This is a genomic window from Niveispirillum lacus, from assembly GCF_002251795.1.
Taxonomy (GTDB): Bacteria; Pseudomonadota; Alphaproteobacteria; order Azospirillales; family Azospirillaceae; genus Niveispirillum; species Niveispirillum lacus.
Genome location: NZ_NOXU01000030.1, coordinates 593932 through 610971 on the forward strand (window position 1 = coordinate 593932; position 17040 = coordinate 610971).

A 17040-nucleotide genomic window follows, 5' to 3' on the forward strand; every position below is an offset into this window, starting at 1 on the left:
CGCTCACTTTTCCTTGCGGTCTCCAATGATTTCGTGAATTGAGGCGCGGAACCCGGATCGAACCCCAGACATTGGTTCCGCAACCCATGAAACATCCTGCCTACCGTTACGCCCGTATTCTGTCCGCGACGACCGGCCTGTTGGCCCTGTCGCTCCCGGCAGCGGCCGAAACAGCCCTTGACGAAATTGTCGTCACCGCCACCCGCCGCGCCGACACCATCCGCGATGTTCCAGCCAGCGTATCCCGCGTGGACCGTAGCGATTTCGAGGCCAAGGCAACCCGTTTCATCGGGGAAGAATTGCGCGGCCTGCCTGGTCTTGTCGTCAAGACCAATGACCAGGGCACCTATACCGACATCACCATCCGTGGCGTCCCCAACCGGGTGCATAACGACACGATCACCGTCCTGATGGATGGTGTGCCGTTTGTCACCGGCGATGACGAAGTGGACCTGGAACAACTGCCGTTTGGCGTTGTCGGCCAGGTTGATGTTGTGCGCGGGCCGACCAGCGCGCTCTATGGTCGTGGCGCCATTGCCGGCACCATCCATTACATCACCCGTGAGGTCACCGACGAACCGCTTGCCCAAGCCCAGCTTGGTGCCGGTTCCCATGATTGGTGGAACACAGCCGCCCTGGTGCAGCGGGCGACCGGCGATGCTGGCGCCATTATGATCTCGGCCCAGGCGCAGGGGTCGGATGGCTGGCGCGACCGCACCGACCGGGAGGAACAGACCCTGTTTGTGAAACAGCGTCTGGACCTGACCGAGGCGACCGTCCTGAACCTGACCGGTACCTATGTGAACACCGAACAGGGTCTGGCCGGTGAGTTGCCGACCGATACCAACGGTATTCCCGTGGCCCTGCCCGGCGGGCGCAAGGGCAACTGGAACCAGGATGGTGCGGGCTTTGACAAGCGGATGTGGACGGGCACGGCGGTCCTGTCCAGCGCGGTGACCGACAGCGTCAGCGCCACCACCCGCCTGCACGCACGCCATGCCAACACCGCCGGCAAACAGGCCTTCTTTAACCCCTATGACCCGGCCAGCGGCACGGTGAACTTCACCGGTTTCCGGGTGGATGGCAGCACCGACACCTATTTTGCTGAACAGCAGGTGGATGTACGCCTGGATGATACCTGGCGCGTTCTGGCCGGGGTGTCAGCGGAGCAGGTGGAGGCCCATCATGTGGAGACCTGGACCGGAGAGTTCGATTTCGGTCCGCGTTTTTATACCCAACGTCGGGATGCCCGGACCGGCGCCCATGTTGATACCACCCTGTGGCGGACCGATTTCCTGCTGAATGCCAATGCACGTAACCGCACCCAGGCGGCTTTTGCCCAGGTGGATGGCGATTGGGGTGTGCTTGCGGCCAGCGTCGGCGCCCGGTTGGACCGGTTCCAACGCCGTGTGCATTACGGCCCATCGGGCAGCGGATATGGCCCTGATCCGGAAATAACCGTCAAAGACAGCGATCATCGTGTCAGCCCCAAGGCATCGCTCCGCTGGCGGGTGACGGATCTGGTTACAGCCTATGCCGCCTTTGGGGAGGGGTTCAGCCCCGGCTTTGGCCCCATCTGGTCCTTCCGTAACCGCGATACCAACCTGAACCCCGAAATTGCGCGCAATATCGAAGCCGGGTTGAAGGGGCAGACAGCGGATGAACGTTTCACCGCCAGCCTGAGTGTCTATCAACTGAAACGGTCGGATCTGTTGCAATTGCTGCCCGTCGGTGGTTCGGCCCGCACCATCAACAATGGCCGGCAGCGGTCGCGCGGGGTGGAGTTGGACGCCAGCGCCGATCTGGGGCAGGGGACGGTCGTAAACCTGACCTATGGCTATACACAGGCGATCTGGACGGAGAATGCCTTTCTGGAACCCGGCACCGATCGCCCGTTTGACTTCACCGGCAAGGATGTAGCGGGTGTACCGCGTCATGCCGGGCGGGTGGAGGTCGTGCAGGCTTTATCCGACATGGATATCACCCTGCGGGCCTGGGCCGATATTGCCGGTGATTACGCCTATGATGGTGCCAATCGCCGCAAGGCCGGTGGCTATCTGCTGGCCAATGCGGCGATCAGTTGGGCCGCGCTGGATGGGCTGGACCTGACCCTGACGGGGCGTAACCTGTTTGACCGCGCGGTCAATACTGTGGTCGCCAACAATGACGGGCCATTTGCCTATTACCCGCAACCACCACGGCAATGGGTGCTGACGGGCACGGTGCGTTTCTGACCGCACAGGCAAGGGGGCCGACGAGTACGGCCCCTTGCCCACGCAGGCTTGCCGTCTGACACCGGTAACAATTTATCAGATGTTCAGACTAGGAAACCGGTGTCATGTATGATTTACTCGGGGCTTGAGAGGTGGCCGTCAGAGCCGCCATGGAGTGAAGCCCGGAGTATGTTCCAATGCCCATCGCCGCTTTCAAGCGTGCCCTGATCTGCGCCTGCCTGCCCCTGCTGCTGGCCCTGCCAAGCCAGGCGCAGACCAGCACCGTCGCCCCCCCGGCGCAGGAGGCCGTGCAGGCCCCCAGCCGTGACGAAATCCTGGCCACCATGAAACGGGCAGCCCGTTTCATGATTGAAGAGGCCGCCGTCAATGGCGGTTATGTTTGGCAATATCTGCCCGATTTCTCCCGCCGCTGGGGTGAGTTGGAAGCCAACAAGACCATGATCTGGGTGCAGCCGCCGGGCACGGCCACGGTGGGACACCTGTTTCTGGACGCCTTTCACGCCACGGGGGATGCCTGGTATCTAGACTCCGCCATGAAGACGGCGGACGCCCTGATCAAGGGGCAACTCGAAAGCGGTGGTTGGAACTATGTCATTGATACCGCCGGTGAAGATTCGCTGAAACGCTGGTACGACACCTATGGCAAGAATGCCTGGCGGATGGAGGAGTTCCATCATTATTACGGCAACGGCACCTTCGACGATGCCGGTACGGCCGAGGCCACCCAATTCCTGATGCGCCTTTATCTGGAAAAGAAGGATAAGGGCATCAAGAAGGCGCTGGATAAGGCCTTGGGCTTTATCCTGGACGCGCAATACCCTAATGGCGGCTGGCCGCAGCGTTATCCCCTGGTCAAGGATGGCGGGGTGCATGGCCGGCCGGATTACACCGGCTACATCACGTTTAATGATGATGTGTCGGGCGAGAATCTGGAGGTGCTGATCTTTGCCTATCAGGTGCTGGGGGACAAAAAGCTGATCGATCCGATCCGGCGCGGCATGGATATCTTTATCGCCACCCAGCAGCCGCAGCCACAGCCGGCCTGGGGCCTGCAGCACCGCACCGACGATCTGAAACCCACGGCAGCCCGCACCTATGAACCGGAGGCGTTCGCTACCCACACCACGGCCAATAATATCAAGCAGTTGCTGAATTTCTACCGCCTGACCGGCGATGCGAAATATCTGGCACGGGTGCCCGAGGCGCTGGACTGGCTGGACAAGGTGCAGTCGCCGCCCAGCCTGCGGACCCAGGGCCGGACCCACCCGACCTTCCTGGCCATCGGGACCGACAAACCACTTTATCTGCATCGGCGCGGATCAAATGTGGTGAATGGTGAATATTACACCAGCGACAGCCCGAATGAGGTGATCGCGCATTACGGATCGTTCCGGTCGATCAATATGGCGGCGTTGCGCGCAGAATATCAGAAGCTGGCCGCCACGAAGGGGACGGACGTGTCCAAGGGTTCGCCCCTGTTGGCCAAACCCGGAACTTACAAACTGCCCCGTTATTTCACCCTGCGTGATGTCGATGTGTTCGACATGATGCAGGCGGGCCAACCCGAACCCGCCGCTGCGGACAAGCTGGGTGAGTTGGTAACGGGCCTGAACCCACGCGGGTACTGGCCGGTCAAACTGACCACCATATCAAACCCCTATATCGGCGATGGCCCAGCCACGCCGACGGGCGGTGAATACCGGGCCACGCGCGTGGGCGATCTGTATGACACCTCTCCCTATTATACTGATTACCCGGTCGAAGGCATCTCCACGGCTGTGTTTGTCAAGAATATGGGGGAGTTGATCAAGGCGTTGGGGGGCAAGTAACGGGGCTGAGCGGCCGGGATCATCAACAATACCGGGAAGGCGGCACGCCGCGGGGGTGCCGCCTTTTCTGTGCAGGGACCGTTCGAGGCACGGCCCGTTCGATGATGCGGTCCAGCAAGCGTTTGCGCAGAAGCTGGGGGGCGACCTGGACCAGACCATCGCCCTGCTGCAACAGGCCTTGAAAGGCAAGCTGATCTCCCCGGCCCTGGTCCGCCTGCGTCTGGGCATGCTGCAATACCAGGCCGGACAGGGCCAAGCCGCCACCACCACCCTGGCCGCCCTGCCACCCGGCAGCGACGAGGCACGGTTGGCTGGGGTGTGGGGGTTGATTTATCAGGGGCGGTGAGGGGGGAGGGCGGATAGCCCCTCATGGGCTTCGGCCTGGGCAGCCATGTGCCGTTCGCAGGTGTGGCCGACTATGCCGGCAGCAAGTCGGCATTGTCCTTCTATGCCAAGGGCGTGGCCCGCGACCTGGGCGGGCGCGACATCACCGTCAATCTGGTGCAGCCCGGCGTAATGCCGACCGATATGGCGGCGTCCGGAAGGGTGCCTGCTGGGTCTTTGGTTTGGCGGGAGGGTGAGGGGATTACCGTATCTGTACACCCTGTACATTGAATTCACGTAGCTTTACATTTGAGAGATTATCTCTTGGGGCAAATTCGTGAAGTGCCTGCATTTAAATACACTAATATGCACGCTTGCCATCGTTTGAATGCTATATTAATAGTCAAGAAGTACGATGTTCGGCTTATGATTGACAAAGTTATCCAAAGAAAACTTTACGCCGATTGATTGGCGTGAATTTAGATAATTTTTATTGCATTTGTTGTGAGATGCATCATCATGTCGATAAAGAAATGCAAAGGTGATGCAATGTTCAGTTCCTATGACAGTGCAACTGACGCGTGTCGTGAGCTTCTGGCTTGTCTCCTGAATGCCCCTCAGCGCGGAGCAGGAGGGGTTGCTGCCGAGAGCCGTTTGCGGCGTCCTTTCAGGGAAGAACTAAATACCGCTTTCGTTTTGTCGAATCCGCGTAAGCGCATTTCTCAGTCACTTCAATTGTATCCTGCTACTGCCAGAGTGATCTGGATGATGGCAGCGAACAATCGTCTTTCAGATATTAAATTTCACGTTCCGCAAGTTGGTAACTTTACAGACGACGAACTGACTGTACCAGGCTCAAGCTATGGTATGCGTTTGCGTCAACCTCAGCCAGGCTTGGATCAAATAGAGGGTGCGATCAAACGCCTCAAAGCCGAGACAGATAGTCGGCGTGCGGCGGTAACGATCTTTCAGCCAGTTGATGCAATTAGAGAATCAAACGACATTCCGTGTGCTTTCGGTATACTATTTCACAATAGAGATAAATTTCTTGAAACCACTGTAATTATGCGATCCAATAATGCATGTGCACTTCTTCCATTTAACCTCTTTGAATTCTCTCTCTTGGCAGAGGTCGTTGCCGTAGAGGCCGGATTAGAACTGGGGCCAATCACCTATTTCGCGGGCTCCATGCATCTCTACGAAAGTGATATCGAGCGTGCTAAAGGCCTTCTTGCTGAATCTGTCGATACCCCATTTGCAATGGAGCAGATGCCGTGTGATAAGAGCCCTCTTAAGGCATTGAAGCGGCTTGCGCAGGCTGATGTGAAGCTTCGCGAAGCTTCGACATCGTTAAATATCACTATGGTTAACGAAATTATCGCTGATGTCGAAAACGATTTTGGTCCTTATTGGTCTCTATTCGCGAAGATTCTTGCTTGCGGTGTAGCTGCGTCACGTGATTTTCAGACTTTTTCTTCTCTTATACAGCTTATCGATCCCAATTTAAAACGTTTTCTTCCAAAGATGTCACAGAACGTGGCTGACATAAACATAGCCCAAATTGGGGGCTTGTTTGGACGAGATGTTTCATCCAATGTTGTAGTCCCTATAAGACGGAACAATTTAATGAAGCGTTTCGCTGAGCATGCCGTTAATTATGAAGCCGAATCTGGTCAAGCTATTGGAGCAGCTGTTCTTTTGCGAGCCCAAGATTTAGTATTTGAACGGTTCGCGGCGCGTGGAGATGATGACGTATTGAGCTATGATGCGTTCCGAAGAGCGCTTGATGGGCAGTCGTGATCCGCCAGCGCCACAAATTAGACGACCTCTTGACCGCAAAAATGGGGGGGCGAGATGCATACGACGCGATGCGCCGTGCTTGTGATGAACTGTTAGCGCAGGCTGGCCCGATTCGATTACCCATTAAGTTAGCTCCACTTGCACGTCTTATGGGTGCAGAACTCAATTACGATAATTCTAACATCGTGGGGCGTGAAGAAGCTGCTATCTACTTTCGTAGTGGTAAATTAATTCTATGGGTAAGTCGTGATCGATTTCAGAATATGCGAACGCAGAAGCGCGCTCGTTTTTCCATCGCTCACGAGCTTGGCCATCTCCTTTTATTTCGAATGTTAGGTCCGGAATTTCTGGATCATAGTGAAAATGATTCGCAGAGCTATGCACTTACCGAACGTCTATGCGATTTTGCTGCATCACAGATATTGATGCCACGTACGGTGTTGCTTGATGCGGCAAAGGAGCGCTTCTTTACTGAGGATGGATTGAAATATCTAGAGGAGTTGTTCGCAGTATCTTCACCCGCTTTGTTAAGAGCGCTCGCGGATCTTCTGCCATCTGGCGCGGTTCTTGAATTGCGAAAATTTAGTCGTCACCGGAGAGAGCATATGCTTTGGCGCGTGCAATCATGTATGCTGGCGGCTTCTGCGGAAGACTTTACATCTTGGCTACCGAATGGCTGCACTTTAAAGCATCTTCAGGGTATGCCATCGCCAGAAGAGTTGCCAAACGGATGTCCTGTGCCGCTGGGCCTGATCACCCTCATTCGAGGACGTTCCCGAATCTCCCGTGAAGCTATCGCCACACGAACGGAGTATCGACTTAAGCGCCATCCCGAATTGCTGCCACCTATCCAATCTCCGCTTGCATCCACTCAGATCATGGAGGATGAATCAGCAGGCCGCGTCCTCGTACTTATCGGGAAACCAGGCACACTCAATACCATTTGGCCATTGGCGGAAACATTAGAATGATTGTTTACGTGTCAGGTGCTTTAAAGGCCTCCAGAGACCTATCGCGAGCGCGGGCTCTGTATGAGGAAGCCGCTCGGATCGTTGTCGATGCTGGCCATCAGGCATATCTACCGCACCAGACCACTGATCCTCTTCACAACGCCGACGCCTCTCCAGCACAAGTGTTTCAACAAGATGTCTTAGCTCTCATGCAGGCAGATGGCGTTGTTGCATTTCTGAATGAGCCATCACTAGGTGTTGGTGCCGAGCTCGCCCTCTGTACCCAAGCAGGGACCCGAGTTCTCGGGCTTCACAACACCGATAGTGATGTTTCCCGTTTTGCAGTGGGCCTACTAGAGGCTCATGGTGGGCGTCTAGTACAATACGATGAGCTGGAAAACATAGAAGAAGCCATTCTCAGATTTCTGGAAGATCTGACGCGAGACCATTCTTTTAAACGAGGTCGTTCTCTTTAAGGTATGCAATAACTTGATTCGCTCTCTCATTGACTGACCCTCGGATGACAACTGGAATAGTCTTACTTTTTGAATATAGTGATGTGATCTTATCATCAATCTGTCTTTGAAAGAGAGTATCCGATTCTCGCACTCCATCGTCTTCCGGAAAAAACTCAATGGGGAGTTGGAAAATAGCGTCATACGTGGTGAGAGATTCAAATGCTAAGTTTTCATAAATCTTAACTTCAGGGGAATTGGCGGTCTCAGGAAATAGGGATAGTGTATAGGCAAGATGATCTACCAATGTACGATCGGAAATGACAACATCAACATTACTTTCTGCACGACGTTCTTCCATGAGATGTTCTAGGAAAATCAATGCTTGCCGGGATGGTTTATTATTTTCTCTACGAAAGAATTCGGAGTCCCCCAATTTTTCAATAATGAGACGGGGTGCTTCGCGGCAGATTGTGACCCGACCGACAGACACGAGCTGCGGTGCAATGGCCTTGATCAACGTTGTTTTTCCTGTGCCATGGGGCCCGGTAAATGCTATCCGTAACATCCTGCACTCCAATTACGTGATTGTTGGTGATGATATACTCCGTATGACAGTGGTGTCACTAATGATTTATGTGCCATCGTACAAAATAAATTACTGTTATTGATATCTGAATAATAAAGCGGCGCCCCACCGGGACGCCGCTTCCTCACCTCAAACCCCAGAAACCCACAGGGTGCACCCAGCCCCTCACCCCAGCCGCGTCAGCGCCTCGGCCAGTTTTGCCCGCACCGTGTCGGCTTCGGCCCGGCGGTCGCGCTGTTCTTCGATCACCTCTTCCGGCGCCTTGTCGACGAAGTTCTTGTTCGACAGTTTGGCGTCGATCTTGGCGATGTCCTGTTCCAGCTTACCAATTTCCTTAGCCAGACGGGCTTTTTCCTTCTCCACATCAATGAAGTCGGCGAGCGGCAGGATCAGGGTGGCTTCGTCAAGGATGGCCTGTGCGGAGCCCTTGGGTGCGTCGTCCGCAGTGGCGTCCACGCCGGACAGGCGGGCCAGGCGCAGGATCAGGTCGCGGTGGGTGGCCAGACGCTGGCGCGTGACCTCGGACGCGCCCTTGAGCAGCAGCGGCAACTGCGCCGAGGGGGGCACGTTCATTTCCGAACGCACGGTACGGATATTGGAGATCAGGCGCACCACCCATTCCATCTCGTCCCCTGCGGCCGCATCGATCAGGGTGGCCTGGGGCAGGGGCCAGGGGGCGGAGATCAGGGTCTGGCCCGCACCGCCCAGCTTCTCGTTCAGCTCTTCGGTGATGAAGGGCATGACGGGGTGCAGCAGGTGCAGGATACGGTCCAGCACCCAGGCCGTGGTGGCGCGGGTTTCGGCCTTGGCCGCTTCATCCTCGCCATTCAGGATGGGCTTGGTGAATTCCAGATACCAGTCGCAGAAGCTGTTCCAGGCAAACTGATAGATGCCGTTCGCCGCCTCGTTGAACTTGTAGGCATCCAGCGCATCGGTGACCCGGGACGCGGCCTGCTGAACGGCCCCCACGATCCATTTATTGACCGTCAGCTTCACCCCGGCCGGGTCAAAGCCCGGCACCGCCGCCACCTGGTTCATTTCGGCATAGCGGGCCGCGTTCCACAGCTTGGTGGCGAAGTTGCGGTAACCTTCGACGCGGTTCACCGCCAGCTTGATGTCGCGCCCCTGGGCCGCCATGGCTGTCAGGGTGAAGCGAAGGGCGTCGCAGCCATACTGGTCGATCACTTCCAGCGGGTCGATGACATTGCCCTTCGACTTCGACATCTTCTGGCCCTTCTCATCGCGGACCAGGGCGTGGATATAGACCGTCTTGAACGGCACATCGCCCATGAAATGGATGCCCATCATCATCATGCGGGCGACCCAGAAGAAGATGATGTCGAAGCCGGTGACCAGCACGTCGCCGGGGTAATAGCGGTCCAGTTCCGGCACCTTTTCCGGCCAGCCCAGCGTGCTGAACGGCCACAGGGCCGACGAGAACCAGGTGTCCAGAACGTCGCTGTCACGTGTCAGGGCCACACCGCTTCCGGCCAGGGCCTGGGCTTCTTCCGCCGTTTCCGCCACGAAGACATTGCCATCAGCATCATACCAGGCGGGGATCTGGTGACCCCACCAGAGCTGACGCGAGATGCACCAGGGCTGGATGTTGCGCATCCATTCGAAATAGGTGTTTTCCCAGTTCTTGGGCACAAACACGGTCTTGCCCGTCTCTACTGCCTCAATGGCCGGCTTGGCGAGCGTGGCGGCGTCGCAATACCATTGATCGGTCAGCCAGGGTTCGATCACCACCCCGGAACGGTCGCCATGCGGCTGGGTCATCTTGTGCGGGACGATCTGTTCCAGAAGCTCCAGCGCCTCCAGATCGGCCACAACCTTCTTACGCGCCTCATAGCGGTCCAGACCGCGATAGGTCTCTGGCACCGGTTCGCTGAAAGCCTCCAGGCGACCATTGGCATCGGGCTTGTAGCCTTCGAAGGTCTGAACGATGCGGGCGTCGCGATCGAGCAGGTTGATCAGCGGCAGCCTGTGGCGCTTGCCGACCTCAAAATCGTTGAAGTCATGGGCGGGCGTGATCTTCACGGCTCCCGACCCTGTCTCCGGATCGGCATAGTCGTCGGCAACGATAGGGATCAGGCGACCGACCAGGGGCAGGCGCACATACTTGCCGATCAGGTCCTTGTACCGCTCATCCTCGGGATGCACGGCGACGGCGGTATCGGCCAGCATGGTCTCGGGCCGGGTCGTGGCGACAACGATGTAGCGGCCTTCCTGCCCGTCGATGGGATAGCGGAAGTGCCAGAGATTGCCGTTCACCTCCTTCTGCTCGACCTCCAGGTCGGAGATGGCGGTGTGCAGCTTGGGGTCCCAGTTGACCAGACGCTTGTCGCGATAGATCAGGCCCTGTCGGTACAGTTCCACAAACACCTTGCGGACGGCCTTGTTTAAGCCCTCATCCATGGTGAAGCGCTCACGCGCCCAATCGGTGGAAGCCCCTAAGCGGCGAAGCTGCGTGGTAATGGTACCGCCGGATTCGGCCTTCCATTCCCAGACCTTTTCCAGGAACTTTTCGCGGCCCAGATCCTGACGGCTGACCCCTTCCTTGGCCAGATTGCGTTCCACCACCATTTGGGTGGCGATGCCGGCATGGTCGGTACCGGGCTGCCACAGGGCATCCTTACCCCGCATGCGCTGATACCGGATCAGGATGTCCTGCAAGGTGAAGGTGAGCGCGTGGCCCATATGCAGGCTGCCCGTTACGTTGGGCGGCGGCATCATGATGGTATAGGGCGTCTGGTTCGAATCGACATGCGCGGCAAAGGCGCCTGTCTGCTCCCAACGCTGATAGTGGCTGGCTTCAACCGCGGCGGGGGAGAACGTCTTTTCCAACATGATGGCCGGACCTTCCGGGGTAAGGGGATGGAAGTTGATAAAGGAAAAGGGGCGGCACCAGCAAGGCGCCGCCCCTTTTGTTCACGTCAAAGCAGGCAAGCGCGTCAGTCGAGGCCGCGCCGTACCACCCGTTCAATCTCCCGTTTGACCATGCGTTCCACCATGCTGGGCAGATTGTCATCCAGCCATTCACGGATCATCGGGCGCACAATCTCATAAACGATCTGTTCCAACGTGACGTCGGAACGACCGATCGGGCCATCGCCGGTCAGGCTGGGCCCGCCACGACGGAAACCGGCCAGGCCCGAAGCAAAGGCACGGCTGGCCGCGTCAGCGGCATAATCGGAGATCAAACCGCCATCATCCACCGGCGGCGGACGCCGGGGCGGGGGCGGCGGGCTGTAATATTCCGGCTCCTCCTGAACCATCTGGGTCAGTTCCAGCGGTTCATCCTCTACCGGCCCGAAATCAGGTTCCGGTTCCGGTTCCATCATCATCGCCATCGGCGGCGGTGGTGGTGGTGGCGGCGGCGGAGGCGGGGGAGGTGGTGGCGGTGGGGGGGGAGGTGGCGGCGGTGGGGGAGGCGGCGGCGGTGCAGCCTCCTCGCCCGGCGTCTCGCCATCTTCGGAAATGATCCTGCGAATGGAAGCGAGGATTTCTTCCATCGATGGTTCTTGTGAGGACCCTTTGTCGGCCATTTCGCGCGTAACCTGACCTTCCACGAATTCGACGGCAAGCCTAGGGCAGAACGCAGGAAAATTCTACGAACTTGTTAAAGCCATTGAAGAATTAGCCGCATAGAGGCCGCAAAAGCAAAGGGGAGACCAACCGGCCTCCCCCTGCTAGAGCCATTCCTAACAAATGCCACCCGAATCAATCGGCGGACAGACCCCAGATCTTGCTGGATGCGCTGTTGTAATGCGCCTCCACATCATAGGGCTGCACAGCCAGACCCAGGCTGCTCACCGACAATTGACCGACGGCGGACATCACCTGGAAGCTGGCCACAACCTCGTCGCGCTGGGCACGGACCAGTTCGACCTGGGCGTTCAGCAGTTCCTGTTCGGCGTCCAGCGTATCCAGCACGGTGCGGGAACCGACCGTTGCTTCCTGACGCACGCCTTCCAGAGCGATATTGGCAGCACGCACCTGCTCATTACGCGATTGGATGGAGGCACGGGCCGTGCTCAGTGCTTCCCAGGCCCGGATGCCGGTCTCGCGCGCACCACGCACCGCTTCGTCCACCTGGATGCGGCGCTGCGAAGCCGTCTGCTTCGCTTCACGGACACGGGCCGTGGTACCGCCCGCCTCGTAAATCGGAATGGTGACGCGGGCCACGATGGAACCATTGTCCAGATCACCCAATGTGCCAGGACGGTCCCAGGTGCGGGTGTAAGACCCGACCACCGAAACGGTCGGCAGCAATTCACCGGCGATGACATCAACCGCCTTGTCCGCCGCCCGTTCCGAGAATTTGGCGGCCAGCACCTGCGGGTTGTTCTGTTCTGCCAGCGCGATGGTGGCGTCCAGCGAGGCGGGCAGACCGGTCAGAGCCGCCGGCTGTTTCACACCCTGCGGCAGCGACCCGATCAGGCGGGCAAAAGTGGCGCGGCTGGCATTCAGCGCCCCTTCAGCAGCAATACGGTTGGACATGGACAGGGCCAGCCGCGACTCGGACTGGCTGACATCGGTGCGGGTGATTTCACCCACCCGGAACCGGTCATTCGCCGCTTCCAACTGCCGCTTCAGCACCTGTTCGTTATTGATGGTCAGCGCCAGCACCGCTTCGTCGCGGACAACGTCGCAATAAGCCTGGGCAGCGGCGAGGAGCACACTCTGTTCCGTGGCCTGAAGGGAGGCGCGCTGCGCCTGGACCAGCGCTTCCGCCCGGCTCAGCGAGGCCACGGTGCGGCCGCCGCGGAAGATCGGCTGAACAATATCGGCGCCGACCGACTTTTCCGTCCAGTAGGTGTCGTTGGGCCCATTCTTCTGCACATTGCGGCCCACGCTGCCATCAGCGCTGATCGTCGGCAGGAAACCGGATTTGGCCTGAGGCACCAATTCGTTGGTGGCGCGCAACTGGGCACGGGCGGCGTCCAGCGTGGGATTGGACTGGTAGGCCTGGGCCAGCGCGTCCGGCAGCGACTGCGCCTGGGCCGGCGACAAGCCCAGGCCAATGGCGAGGGCCATCGCCGGCAGAGCGGCACGCGCCATGCGGCGCAGGTTCGGGCTGGTCGGGGTCCGCGTCAGACGGTTGGCGTCCATGGTCAATACACCTTCATGGTCGGATCGATACGCCGGGCCCAAGCGTCGATTCCGCCCGCAAGATTGATGGCCCGGTCAAAACCCTGGCCGCGCAGCCATTGTGTGGCATACGCGCTTCTCATGCCGTGGTGACAAAGAACCGCGATGTCGCGGTCCTCTGGCAATGCCGCCACGGCCATCGGCAGTTGCCCGAGCGGAATGTGGATGCTGTTGGCAATATTGCACAGTTCCACTTCCCAGGGTTCGCGCACATCCAGCACGACGATCCCGTCCTCTTCCCGAAGCCTGACTGCCAAATCCTCCACCGTCAGCTCATTGTCTGTGATGGGGCGCACAGGAAGGCTCCGTTATACTGATCAGAACTGGAAATCGGGCTTGGCTTCCAAGCCCGGCAACAGGGCAGCCGATGCGTCAAACAGGACGCGGCCGGACACAGCACCGCCGGTCTTCTGATAAAGACGCGCCACGCCCTGTCCGCTTTCCGGCAAAACCACGGTGACCAGACGCCCGCCTTCAGCCAATTGCTCCAGGAGGGCCGGCGGCACGGCCGCCACGGCGCCCTGTACCACGATGACATTATAAGGCCCCTGCTTGGCCCAACCGGCGGACAAGGGGCCCTGCACCACAGCGGCGTTATCGACGCCAAGGGTCTGCATCGCATGATTGGCCTGTGCCGCCAAGCCGGCATCCGACTCCAGCGCCAGCACCGTGGCCGCGAGGCGCCCGATGATGGCCGCCGAGTAGCCAGTGCCAGTACCGACATCCAGCACAATGTCCGTCGGCTCCACCTTCGCTTCGTTCAGCAGGCGGGCCAGCACCATCGGTTCCAGCAGGAAGCGGTTCTTGGCAACGGGGATGCTTTTGTCGACATAAGCCACGCCGCGCAGCGTATCCGGCACAAACTGATCGCGCGGAACCGCCAGGAAGGCGTCAACCACACGCTGGTCGGTCACCTTGTTCGGCCGGATCTGGCCATCGACCATGTTCAGGCGGGCGGCGCTATATTCGGAGGGGGCCATCATGGACGGATCTGTCGCGCTGGTGAATAGGAAGGGTGAGGCGGCCCGGCAGGATCAACGGCAGGCCACGCTGCTATATATCCGCACCGGGCGGGGAACACAATGTTGCGGCTGCACCACGCAGACCGGTTGCGGATTTCTTACGCCAGACACTTGACCGCGCCCATATCACCCGTCTATATACCGGCCCCACCCCGGATGGCGTTTCTTTCAGCACGCCCCCGGAACACCGATGGCGCGGTGGCAGAATGGTGATGCAACGGACTGCAAATCCGTGAATCCGGGTTCGATTCCCGGCCGTGCCTCCAAGTTTCAAAAAGGCCTGCCCGCTGTGGCGGGCCTTTTTGTTTTCGGATCGGGTCAGCCGCCATTGGCAGAGGTCCCGGTGTTATGGGACCGCCCGACGCGAAAAGTGCCGTGCAGCCGTTGAATGGCGGTTTCCTCTACGGCCCCAGTCCCGCTCGCAAGGCCATCCGCAACGCCTCTGGCGTATCGGCGGCCTCCATCAGGAGCGGCAGGCGCAGGAGGGCCAGCATGGAGAGGCTGTCGGTAATCTCCCCCGCCAGGACCATGGACAAAGCGTCACGCAGCCTCACCCGGCGCAGACGCAATTCTTCGGTATCGTCGGGTTCGGCATCCCCCTGGGTCAGGTCCCAGGCGACATACAGGGTGCCTTCCTCATCACTCACAGAATTGGAGAGGGCGACGCGGCCGATGATGGGGATCAGGCGCGCCGCCGTCAGGCCGGTTTCTTCCCGCAATTCCCGCAAGGCGCCCGCAGCGGGGTCTTCACCCGCCGGCACGCCGCCTTCTGGTATCTCCCAACTGTAGCGTTGCAACGGATACCGGTACTGACCGACCAGCCAGGTGAAACCTGCCGGGTCCACCGGCACCACGCCCACCGCATGATTGCGGAAATGCACCAGCCCATAAATACCAGGGTCGCCATTGGGCTTTAACACGGTGTGGTGCGTGACCTGTATCCAGGGATTCTCATAGATTGGGTCACGGCTGAGTGTGCGCCAGGGATTGCTGTCCTGGTCCTGGTCATGCATGTGTGTCCCCCTGGTAAGACATGGGTCCAGGCTACTGGAATTGCTGGGATTTTCCAGTCCCATCAAGAAAATGCGCCAAAATGCGAAACAGGGGTTTACAAACCTGTTTCGGGTTGGCTATAAGCCCGGCCACCGCACGATGCGGCGCCGATGACGCGCCTCGTCATGTGTACTGATCCCAGGTAGCTCAGTGGTAGAGCAGGCGGCTGTTAACCGCCCGGTCGGGGGTTCGAATCCCTCCCTGGGAGCCAATCGGCAGGGCCGGATGTGCATAGCGTCCGGCCCTGTCCATTCAGGGTCACGGTTGGCGCGCGTAGAAAAGTCGATCCGGCGTTGAAAATGGCCTGATCCCAGGTAGCTCAGTGGTAGAGCAGGCGGCTGTTAACCGCCCGGTCGGGGGTTCGAATCCCTCCCTGGGAGCCATTTCAACCCTGGTCGCCGCAATGGCGGCCCTTACCGGAACAGATCGGCATGGTCGATATCACCCCCATCATCCCCGCCGACCGTCAGGTCATCGACACCTATGCCCCCGGGCATTTCCGGGTGTCCAATGTGCTTTATGCCGGGGCGATCATTGTTTTCCCCGGTCAGACCGTCGCTTGGGAAGTCGCCGATTTTGCCGGCCTCTCGCCCGATCATTTCGCGCCGGTTCTGTTGGCCGAACCCAAGCCGGAAGTGCTGCTGCTGGGGTCGGGCGCCCGCATGCAGCTTCTGCCATCGGCCCTGCGCCGGGCGCTTCGGGAGCAAGGGGTGGTGGTCGATATCATGGACAGTCCCGCAGCCTGCCGGACATACAATGTGCTACTGGCCGAAGGCAGGCTTGTCGCCGCAGCGTTGCTGCCGGTGTGATCATCGTTTTTCCACCCCGGTGAGGTGCGCACGGCGTCGCAACAGCCGGGGACTGTGGCCGTATGATCAGGTTTCTGCCAGCAGCAGGCGGCGGGCTGCGTCAGCGCGCGGCGATGGTGACGGTGATAGTGTCAGCATAGTCGCCAGCTACATGCTGGTTGGAAATGGGAACCGTAACTTTCAGATCGGATTTTCTGCCGAACTGTGCGGTGGCGCGCTGAACCACCATCTGGCTGGTCAGGCTGCCGGCATTGCTGTCGTAATCGACGGTGTAACTGATTTCGTTGCTGCCGCTTTTCAGTTTGCCGCCATTGGCAGACGACAGGCTGATGGCATAACCGCTGGCAGCATTGCAGCTTTCAGTCACCGAACCCACGGTTTTGGAGCTTTCGCCCGCCGTGAGGTTCCAGGTGACGCCCAGATCCTGAACGGCGATAGCGCATGACATGGGCATGCTGCCGCGCAACGACATGGTACCCGTTGTCCCCTGCGCCCAGACAGCCGGCATCAGGGCGGTGGTCGATAAGAGCAGGGCGGCAATGGCCCGAACCAGCAAACGGCGCATTCTGCACCTCTCCGGCAGCGGTTAAGGCAAAACCCCGCCCGGTTTCGGGCGGGGCCAAAACAGCGCCGCCAGCCCTTGGACGGGCCGGCGGGTGCAATGATTACTTGGCGGCGATGGTGACGGTGACAGTATCGGCATAGTCGCCAGCGATATACTGATCGGAAGCGGCGACCGTGACCTTCAGGTCGGACTTCTTGTTGAACTGGGCATTGGCGCGGTCAACGACCATCTGGCTGGTCAGCGACCCGCCCTGGCC

General features: G+C 59.1%; 16 protein-coding genes and 3 tRNA genes. 11 read left to right on the forward strand and 8 right to left on the reverse strand.

The features are described 5' to 3' along the window. The first annotated feature begins 86 nt into the window (after positions 1-86). The 7 genes from CHU95_RS15635 to CHU95_RS22130 all read left to right on the forward strand — a co-directional run bounded on the left by CHU95_RS15635 (position 87) and on the right by CHU95_RS22130 (position 7613). On the forward strand, positions 87-2234 hold the full coding sequence (locus CHU95_RS15635) for a TonB-dependent receptor (RefSeq protein ID WP_094457206.1): 2148 nt from the start codon (positions 87-89) through the stop codon (positions 2232-2234). A 176-nt stretch (positions 2235-2410) separates the two neighbouring features. Further along, complete coding sequence (locus CHU95_RS15640; protein WP_094457207.1) at positions 2411-4063, forward strand: pectate lyase; 1653 nt, start codon at positions 2411-2413, stop codon at positions 4061-4063. Positions 4064-4118: 55 nt separating this feature from the next. Next, positions 4119-4409 carry a YfgM family protein gene (locus tag CHU95_RS15645; protein ID WP_094457208.1) on the forward strand — a complete coding sequence of 97 codons (291 nt, stop codon included), beginning with the start codon at positions 4119-4121 and terminating at the stop codon, positions 4407-4409. Between the two features lie 23 nt (positions 4410-4432). Further along, positions 4433-4678 carry an SDR family NAD(P)-dependent oxidoreductase gene (locus CHU95_RS15650; protein WP_094457209.1) on the forward strand — a complete coding sequence of 82 codons (246 nt, stop codon included), beginning with the start codon at positions 4433-4435 and terminating at the stop codon, positions 4676-4678. A 258-nt stretch (positions 4679-4936) separates the two neighbouring features. Further along, positions 4937-6187, forward strand: coding sequence for a thymidylate synthase (locus CHU95_RS15655; protein ID WP_165772208.1), 1251 nt, complete (start codon positions 4937-4939; stop codon positions 6185-6187). Beyond that, the gene (locus CHU95_RS15660; protein WP_094457211.1) at positions 6184-7158 is read left to right on the forward strand and encodes an ImmA/IrrE family metallo-endopeptidase; all 975 of its coding nucleotides are present in this window, start codon (positions 6184-6186) and stop codon (positions 7156-7158) included. The genes CHU95_RS15655 and CHU95_RS15660 overlap by 4 nt, the downstream gene beginning before the upstream one ends. Beyond that, the gene (locus CHU95_RS22130) at positions 7155-7613 is read left to right on the forward strand and encodes a nucleoside 2-deoxyribosyltransferase (RefSeq protein WP_133065543.1); all 459 of its coding nucleotides are present in this window, start codon (positions 7155-7157) and stop codon (positions 7611-7613) included. Before CHU95_RS15660 ends, CHU95_RS22130 begins: the two co-directional genes overlap by 4 nt. Here the strand turns inward: CHU95_RS22130 and CHU95_RS15665 are convergent. The 6 genes from CHU95_RS15665 to CHU95_RS15690 all read right to left on the reverse strand — a co-directional run bounded on the left by CHU95_RS15665 (position 7591) and on the right by CHU95_RS15690 (position 14318). Beyond that, positions 7591-8160, reverse strand: coding sequence for an ATP/GTP-binding protein (locus tag CHU95_RS15665; RefSeq protein WP_094457212.1), 570 nt, complete (start codon positions 8158-8160; stop codon positions 7591-7593). The two genes, CHU95_RS22130 and CHU95_RS15665, sit on opposite strands and share 23 nt — an antisense overlap. Positions 8161-8346: 186 nt before the next feature. Beyond that, the gene (locus CHU95_RS15670) at positions 8347-11031 is read right to left on the reverse strand and encodes a valine--tRNA ligase (protein ID WP_094457213.1); all 2685 of its coding nucleotides are present in this window, start codon (positions 11029-11031) and stop codon (positions 8347-8349) included. Positions 11032-11135: 104 nt separating this feature from the next. Next, entirely contained in the window at positions 11136-11696 is a 561-nt protein-coding gene (locus CHU95_RS23085) for a DUF2497 domain-containing protein (protein ID WP_281255170.1), read from the reverse strand. A gap of 208 nt (positions 11697-11904) precedes the next feature. Further along, positions 11905-13296 carry a TolC family outer membrane protein gene (locus CHU95_RS15680; RefSeq protein WP_245838309.1) on the reverse strand — a complete coding sequence of 464 codons (1392 nt, stop codon included), beginning with the start codon at positions 13294-13296 and terminating at the stop codon, positions 11905-11907. A 2-nt stretch (positions 13297-13298) separates the two neighbouring features. Further along, complete coding sequence (locus tag CHU95_RS15685; RefSeq protein WP_245838312.1) at positions 13299-13631, reverse strand: rhodanese-like domain-containing protein; 333 nt, start codon at positions 13629-13631, stop codon at positions 13299-13301. A 21-nt stretch (positions 13632-13652) separates the two neighbouring features. Further along, on the reverse strand, positions 13653-14318 hold the full coding sequence (locus CHU95_RS15690; RefSeq protein WP_094457215.1) for a protein-L-isoaspartate O-methyltransferase family protein: 666 nt from the start codon (positions 14316-14318) through the stop codon (positions 13653-13655). A 231-nt stretch (positions 14319-14549) separates the two neighbouring features. Between CHU95_RS15690 and CHU95_RS15695 the strand changes: the two genes are divergently transcribed. After that, a tRNA-Cys gene (locus CHU95_RS15695) sits at positions 14550-14623 on the forward strand. Positions 14624-14758: 135 nt separating this feature from the next. On the opposite strand, the gene CHU95_RS15700 is transcribed toward CHU95_RS15695, so the two are convergent. Then, positions 14759-15370 (reverse strand): NUDIX domain-containing protein, encoded by a 612-nt coding sequence (locus tag CHU95_RS15700; protein WP_094457216.1) that lies wholly within the window; start codon positions 15368-15370, stop codon positions 14759-14761. A 176-nt stretch (positions 15371-15546) separates the two neighbouring features. Here CHU95_RS15700 and CHU95_RS15705 point away from each other — a divergent pair. The 3 genes from CHU95_RS15705 (at position 15547) to CHU95_RS15715 (ending at position 16219) form a co-directional block, all read left to right on the forward strand. Further along, positions 15547-15621, forward strand: a tRNA-Asn gene (locus tag CHU95_RS15705). Between the two features lie 97 nt (positions 15622-15718). Then, a tRNA-Asn gene (locus tag CHU95_RS15710) sits at positions 15719-15793 on the forward strand. 48 nt (positions 15794-15841) lie between these two features. Next, on the forward strand, positions 15842-16219 hold the full coding sequence (locus CHU95_RS15715) for an Mth938-like domain-containing protein (protein ID WP_094457217.1): 378 nt from the start codon (positions 15842-15844) through the stop codon (positions 16217-16219). Between the two features lie 100 nt (positions 16220-16319). On the opposite strand, the gene CHU95_RS15720 is transcribed toward CHU95_RS15715, so the two are convergent. Continuing rightward, on the reverse strand, positions 16320-16784 hold the full coding sequence (locus CHU95_RS15720; protein ID WP_094457218.1) for a spore coat protein U domain-containing protein: 465 nt from the start codon (positions 16782-16784) through the stop codon (positions 16320-16322). Between the last annotated feature and the right edge of the window lie 256 nt (positions 16785-17040).

What these genes read in the sequence shown, in the direction of transcription:
- CHU95_RS15665 (WP_094457212.1), bottom strand. Translation starts at nt 8,160, where the DNA reads ATGTTACGGATAGCATTTACCGGGCCCCATGGCACAGGAAAAACAACG.
- CHU95_RS15680 (WP_245838309.1), bottom strand. Translation starts at nt 13,296, where the DNA reads ATGGACGCCAACCGTCTGACGCGGACCCCGACCAGCCCGAACCTGCGC.
- CHU95_RS15715 (WP_094457217.1), top strand. Translation starts at nt 15,842, where the DNA reads ATGGTCGATATCACCCCCATCATCCCCGCCGACCGTCAGGTCATCGAC.
- CHU95_RS15650 (WP_094457209.1), top strand. Translation starts at nt 4,433, where the DNA reads ATGGGCTTCGGCCTGGGCAGCCATGTGCCGTTCGCAGGTGTGGCCGAC.
- CHU95_RS15640 (WP_094457207.1), top strand. Translation starts at nt 2,411, where the DNA reads ATGCCCATCGCCGCTTTCAAGCGTGCCCTGATCTGCGCCTGCCTGCCC.
- CHU95_RS15655 (WP_165772208.1), top strand. Translation starts at nt 4,937, where the DNA reads ATGTTCAGTTCCTATGACAGTGCAACTGACGCGTGTCGTGAGCTTCTG.
- CHU95_RS22130 (WP_133065543.1), top strand. Translation starts at nt 7,155, where the DNA reads ATGATTGTTTACGTGTCAGGTGCTTTAAAGGCCTCCAGAGACCTATCG.
- CHU95_RS15635 (WP_094457206.1), top strand. Translation starts at nt 87, where the DNA reads ATGAAACATCCTGCCTACCGTTACGCCCGTATTCTGTCCGCGACGACC.
- CHU95_RS15720 (WP_094457218.1), bottom strand. Translation starts at nt 16,784, where the DNA reads ATGCGCCGTTTGCTGGTTCGGGCCATTGCCGCCCTGCTCTTATCGACC.
- CHU95_RS15690 (WP_094457215.1), bottom strand. Translation starts at nt 14,318, where the DNA reads ATGATGGCCCCCTCCGAATATAGCGCCGCCCGCCTGAACATGGTCGAT.
- CHU95_RS23085 (WP_281255170.1), bottom strand. Translation starts at nt 11,696, where the DNA reads ATGGAAGAAATCCTCGCTTCCATTCGCAGGATCATTTCCGAAGATGGC.
- CHU95_RS15670 (WP_094457213.1), bottom strand. Translation starts at nt 11,031, where the DNA reads ATGTTGGAAAAGACGTTCTCCCCCGCCGCGGTTGAAGCCAGCCACTAT.
- CHU95_RS15700 (WP_094457216.1), bottom strand. Translation starts at nt 15,370, where the DNA reads ATGCATGACCAGGACCAGGACAGCAATCCCTGGCGCACACTCAGCCGT.